This is a genomic window from Liquorilactobacillus oeni DSM 19972 (assembly GCF_001436275.1).
Classification (GTDB): domain Bacteria; phylum Bacillota; class Bacilli; order Lactobacillales; family Lactobacillaceae; genus Liquorilactobacillus; species Liquorilactobacillus oeni.
In genome coordinates this window covers 1-5,463 of record NZ_AZEH01000013.1, presented here as the reverse complement: position 1 = coordinate 5,463, position 5,463 = coordinate 1, and the positions used below count along the sequence as shown (strand labels likewise).

Sequence of the window (5,463 nt, the reverse complement as noted above, 5' to 3'; positions counted from 1 at the left end):
TCGACTACATTTTGTCTGTTTATCGACTACATTTTGTCTGTTTATCGACTACATTTATTTACTCCTGTATTCAAATAAGGTAGTATTATTCAAGGAGGTTATTTTATGAGCAATGAATTAGTCAAATATGACCCTGAATTAAATACAATCCCCTTGCGAAGGTTTACTCCTGTAGAAATGAACTTGTTCTTTTCTGTAGTTTCTAGAATGCGTGATAAAGGTGATAATACTGTTAGATTTACCTTTGATCAGTTAAAAGAGTTAAGTGCCTATAAGCCAACCGCAAATAATCGGTTTATTGATGACATACAAAGTACATATCAAAAAATACTAGGTCTTAGATTTGGCTCTCGAAGTAAAGATGGTCTTGATAGAGAGATGTTTGTCATGTTCACTCGATTTGAAATTAAGGGATCTGCAGACGTTCCTTATGTTGATATTCAAATTTATCCCAAAGCGTTGAAACTTCTAAATAATCTCGAAAGTTGGGTTCGTTATGCTTTGACAGAGTTCCGAGATTTAAAGAGTAGTTACGCAAAAACAACTTTTCGTATTCTTAAACAATTCCGAACCACTGGTTATGCTTATTTTTCTAAAAATGATTTCTTTGAACTACTAGATATTCCACAAAGCTATTGGAGTAAGCCTGCGAACGTTGAATCTAGGGTTATTCGCCCAATTAAGGAAGAACTAACCCCTTTGTTTAGAGGCCTAACTATACGAAAAAAATATGGTAAAGGTCGTGGGAAACCAGTGATTGGTTATACTTTTACTTGGAAGCCTGAAAGAAAAGACGCAAACGACTTTTCTCAAGGTAAGTTCCAAGATGAGCGTCAAAAACTTTTTAATATCCAGAATAATGGTGAATTAACAGAACAAGAAAAATGGCGTGCTACCGATAAAGTTAAAGGCCTACCACTAGGCTCAACTGAAAAACAGATTTTAGCCGAACGACAGATTGAGCATGATAAAACAATAAGAGATCAGACAAGACAAGAAGTACTTGCTGAACTCCGAAAGGGGTTTGGAAATCATGCCTAAAACTATTAGAGAACTTACTGATGAGTTTGGTGTATCAAAACAAGCCATTAGGGAAAAAACTAGATGCAAACTTTAGTTGTTGTTAATTCGGGATATTTGCTGTTAAAGCAACATTCATTGGTGGCAACAACCAGAACCAAATCAATTATAGTTTAGCTTGAAGATTGATACCTAGTTTAAAAAACGACAAGAACGACAACCAAGTTTAAGCTTTGCTTGTCGATTGGTGTTCTTGTCGTTTTTAACTTATAATTTAAGGCGGATTAATTAGGTGGTGAAACTATTGGGCAAGACTATTCGACAACTTTCAGAAGAATTGAAATTATCAAAACAAGGTATTAATCAACGTATTAATAGTATTAATGGTTTTCGAAGCAAACACACTTACAAAGTTAAAAACCATCTAGAAATAGACAACCAAGGCGTTAAAATGCTTGCTAACTTTGACAAGCAAAAACGCCAAGAACGACAACCAAATCAGCAAGATAAAAACGACAAGAACGACAAGAACGACAAGATTGATCACATATTGCTGAAACAACTTGATGTTAAAGATCAACAAATTGCAAATTTACAACAAGCCTTAGACCAGCAACAAAAATTACAGATAGCAACGGTAACAGAAAACCATCGATTAAAAGAGCACATTCGGAAATTGAGTGGATTGCTTGAACCTTCTAGTGCAACTCAACAGCAACAATCAAACGACAAGGACGATACCTTGTCGAATAGTATTAATGCCATTCATGACAATGCTGAAAACGACAAGCAAGATCAAAGTCATATTGTCGATGAAAAGAAAAAAAGAATACATAAAAATAAAGTCAATAAGAGTTGGTGGCATTTTTGGTAAAAATTAAAGGGCGGATTAGAATGGAAATAGAACCTAAGATAATGTCTCAAGTCAAAAGTATTTTAGGAGAGTTTGGAAACAAGTATTTAACTAGTAAGGGGTTCTCTGAAACGAAATAATGTAATTAATGACTTGGATAAATTTGACCGTGAATTGATGACAAAGCTATTTAAAGATCCTTTAATACATAAAAATTATGTAGAAAAAATTGCTGACACTGAAGTATTTAGACTCAATCAATTTATTGAAATGTTTGAATATAAAGAATTTTGGGAAAAATATAAAGCAGGAGGATTACAATGCTGAAAACTTATTCTTTAACAAAAGATACATTATTAGTTTCGTCAGAATCAAATATCAAAAATTCTTCTGTTGTTTATGTTTATGGTGACGAACGAGAATATATCGAATCTTTTGAACATAAATATGACTTTAAAATAGGCAATATACTAACGTTTGATGATCGAGTTGCATATGACACGATGATAGATCGGAACGATGAAAAAAGTTTGCTCGTAAGTTTTCTGTTTCCCGAGATACATGAAGGTGGGCATCTAGATAATCTGACGACATCTGTTGTTTTCTTGGTATTTAAAAATAAGTTGATAATTTTTACAAAACAAAAATTAAAATTCATTCCCGAACTCTTATCCAATATGGTTTTACGTGATGTCAATAATTTCATGGAGGAAGTACTTTTAAAGATCATGCAAAAACATTTCTATGTGATGCTTAACGAACTTCGTGGAATCAAGGAAAAAATTGATGATTTAGACTCAAAAATATCAACGTCCGGTCCACGCAGACCAACGTTTGGTGATTTATTGACTCTTCAAAAATACATGATAGCTTTGTCAACAACTTATGGCGCTAATCACAAAGCGCTGGATTTCATTAAAAAAAATTTCACAACTATTAATGATATTGATTTTACCACCAAAAAAATAATTGATGAGATATACGATACAAGTGACACAATGGATAGAATTATTTTAGGTTACAGACAATATTTGGATGATTTGGAAAATATGATAAACAATATGTTTTCGTATCAGCTAAACATGATTATGAAAACGCTAACAGAGATATCAATCGTTTTGACTATTCCAGCGATTATTTTTGGTTTTTGGGGAATCAATGTCGATGTCCCGTTTGAAAAATCTTCTTATGGTTTTTTTGCTGTGCTGATTATCTCTGTTATACTAAGCCTAATTTGCTGGTTTTGGTTGCGACGCAAAAAATATTTGTAAAGTATTTGTGATACCCTAATATGATTTAAAGCAGAATTACTTTGTTGACTTTTTAAAAGGCTGATTCCTTTCAATAATTTAATAGCTTTTGTCAGGAATTGTAATATAAATAGACAGTGGTATTTGTTATTTATCTAAATAGCTTTTTAATGTATTGCACTGTGCGCGGAGAAATATTAAAAGCTTCAGCGGCTTCCTTCACAGTATGAGAGTTAGAATATTCAAAGATAGCCATATTCCGGCTATCTTTTTTTCTTTTGGGTCTACCCTCCTTATAGTTGGGATTGTGTTGCCTTGCAAATATTTTAACGGCTTGCGTACGCTCGATAATCATATCACGCTCCATCTCCGCAACCGATAGCAAAGTTCGCAAGATGTGTACAAAATGTTCATTGCTTGTCTACCGGAGAATCGTGCGTTAAAAAGCGGGATCGAAACTGCAAAGGTTCAACTTTTTACGCGAGAACAAGCGCTTCAGGTGCCCTTATCGCTACAACGCAATTTGCCGGCCGACATTGAGATGGCATTTGACGCACATACGGCTAGTCACTGGATGACAAAGTTTGATTGAGTTTAAAAAGATAATACTTTGATAGCCAAGTAAAGGGCATGGCAACAGAAAAGAGTTTATTTCCCAGTGATGAACACGGAAATAAACTCTTTTTGATTTGGCCGATGACTGGTTACTTTAATAGAAGGAAGGCTTATCGCCTTGGGTGTTAGGTTGGTCAACGCCAAGTGAAGCACCGATGTGTTTGCTTGGATCGTTAATCAGCTTGACGACGAAGTCAGCGATGCTGCGCCGAGAGACTTCTGTGCCCTTAAATGGCTCGCCTTTTTCCGTTAATTCATAACTGACAATGTTTTTATTGGAAAGCCAAGCTGGCCGAATGATCGTATATTTTAAGTCAGAATTTTCAATGACTTTGGCGGCTACGGCGTAGGTTTCAAGATAACCACCATCAAGCATTTGATGATTCCACTTGCCAAAAGCGCCGGGGACTTCATCGTAAATTCCCAACGTCGAAATCCAAATCAATCGACTCACACCTGCAGCATCCATCGCTTTCACGACGGATTTTGCCTGATCTTCAATTCCCTTGTTGCCAAGGTTGGCATAGACAACGTCAATGCCAGCAAGCGCCTTGGTCAACTTGGCGTTGTCGGTGACATCCCCGTCAATCACCGTCTCCCGTTGCGGATTGACGTCTTGCAGCCGCCCGGCATTGCGTAGAAACAAACTCAGGTGATGATCGGTTTCTTTCAGCAACTGATGCCGCGCTAACGTTGCAATTTGCCCGTGTGCGCCTAAGATCATGATATTTGCCATTTGAATCTTCCTTTCTTGTTCCCAATACAGTTTTATTGTAACACCGGTATTTGTGGGCGGAACGATCAAAAAAGCCCGCGAAGAAATTCGCGGGCTTCCTTCTGGTCAAGTGCTGTCCGGTGTTGTTGGCCCGGGCATATGGTTTATCTTGTCATCAAAGCAATTAACGAAACTTCGACAGAGGGTGAGCTTTGCCGAAACATTGGGGAATGATAAACCCCTGTGACCAGAAGTGATGCTATTTTGCGCTGTTCGTTGCTTGATCCTGAATTTTTTCAAGTTGCTGGTATTGGCTGGTCATCCAAGTCCGATAGTTTTTGCCTTTAGGTAATGTCTCGGTCACTTTCAAAACCGGCACATTATTTTGTTCAGCTAATTTGACGAGTTGATTGACAGTCTTTGAGCTTGCTTGGATGTTATTGACAAAGAAGGCAATTTTCTTTTCCTTAATATCGGTTTCGATACCATGGATATCTTTTGCGCTGTAGTCTGTGCCGTCTTCGGTTGACTTCGAGAAGTGATCGTCATTGACTTTGTAGCCCAGATAATCGAGCGCGTACCCAAAGACAGGTTCGGAGACATCAACGAGTTGGCCATTTACTTTCGACTTCAACTTGTTGATCAAAGTATTGAGATCGTCCAGTGAAGCGATGTATTTTTTTGCATTCGCCTTGAAGGTCGCTTTGTCGGCTGGATCTTTCTTGGCAAACTTATCAGCTAAGGTATTGGCCAGTTTTGGCATGGTTCGCGGATCGTACCAGATATGTTCGTTGTCTCCTTCCTTTTTAATCTTAACAAGAATTTAGCGGCTATGTTCGTTTTTAAGGGCCTTATTTCTCGTTTCTAGCGGTTTTAAGACTGTTTATATATATTTATACCAAAGGAAAAATAAAAAGCCCTCAGCAGGCTCTTAGAGGGCTAAATGACGAAACCTGGACGATTAATAATATCTTCTTGTCTTTTTTGCAAAATATAAGTGTATAAGGAAT

Annotated in this window: 5 protein-coding genes and 3 pseudogenes; 5 read left to right on the top strand and 3 right to left on the bottom strand. The window is 37.0% G+C overall.

What is annotated here, in order from left to right; genetic code table 11:
* The first annotated feature begins 105 nt into the window (after positions 1-105).
* From FD46_RS00380 to FD46_RS00370, 4 genes are all read left to right on the top strand, one after another.
* Entirely contained in the window at positions 106-1,041 is a 936-nt protein-coding gene (locus tag FD46_RS00380) for a replication initiation protein (RefSeq protein WP_057895222.1), read from the top strand.
* 283 nt (positions 1,042-1,324) lie between these two features.
* The gene (locus tag FD46_RS00375; RefSeq protein ID WP_056992660.1) at positions 1,325-1,894 is read left to right on the top strand and encodes a DUF536 domain-containing protein; all 570 of its coding nucleotides are present in this window, start codon (positions 1,325-1,327) and stop codon (positions 1,892-1,894) included.
* Between the two features lie 132 nt (positions 1,895-2,026).
* Positions 2,027-2,200, top strand: a complete 174-nt coding sequence (locus FD46_RS10475) for a site-specific DNA-methyltransferase (protein WP_235805515.1) — start codon at positions 2,027-2,029, stop codon at positions 2,198-2,200.
* Positions 2,194-3,144, top strand: coding sequence for a magnesium transporter CorA family protein (locus FD46_RS00370; RefSeq protein ID WP_056992662.1), 951 nt, complete (start codon positions 2,194-2,196; stop codon positions 3,142-3,144). Before FD46_RS10475 ends, FD46_RS00370 begins: the two co-directional genes overlap by 7 nt.
* Before the next feature lie 130 nt (positions 3,145-3,274).
* Here the strand turns inward: FD46_RS00370 and FD46_RS00365 are convergent.
* Positions 3,275-3,520: pseudogene (locus tag FD46_RS00365) on the bottom strand (helix-turn-helix domain-containing protein); the annotation flags it as partial.
* Between FD46_RS00365 and FD46_RS00360 the strand changes: the two are divergent.
* Positions 3,506-3,715, top strand: a pseudogene (locus FD46_RS00360) (NUDIX hydrolase); the annotation flags it as partial. The pseudogenes FD46_RS00365 and FD46_RS00360 sit on opposite strands and share 15 nt — an antisense overlap.
* 117 nt (positions 3,716-3,832) lie before the next feature.
* Here FD46_RS00360 and FD46_RS00355 read toward each other — a convergent pair.
* Positions 3,833-4,474, bottom strand: a complete 642-nt coding sequence (locus FD46_RS00355; RefSeq protein ID WP_057895221.1) for an SDR family oxidoreductase — start codon at positions 4,472-4,474, stop codon at positions 3,833-3,835.
* A gap of 238 nt (positions 4,475-4,712) precedes the next feature.
* A pseudogene (locus FD46_RS00350) lies at positions 4,713-5,261 on the bottom strand (metal ABC transporter solute-binding protein, Zn/Mn family); the annotation flags it as partial.
* Positions 5,262-5,463: the final 202 nt, after the last annotated feature.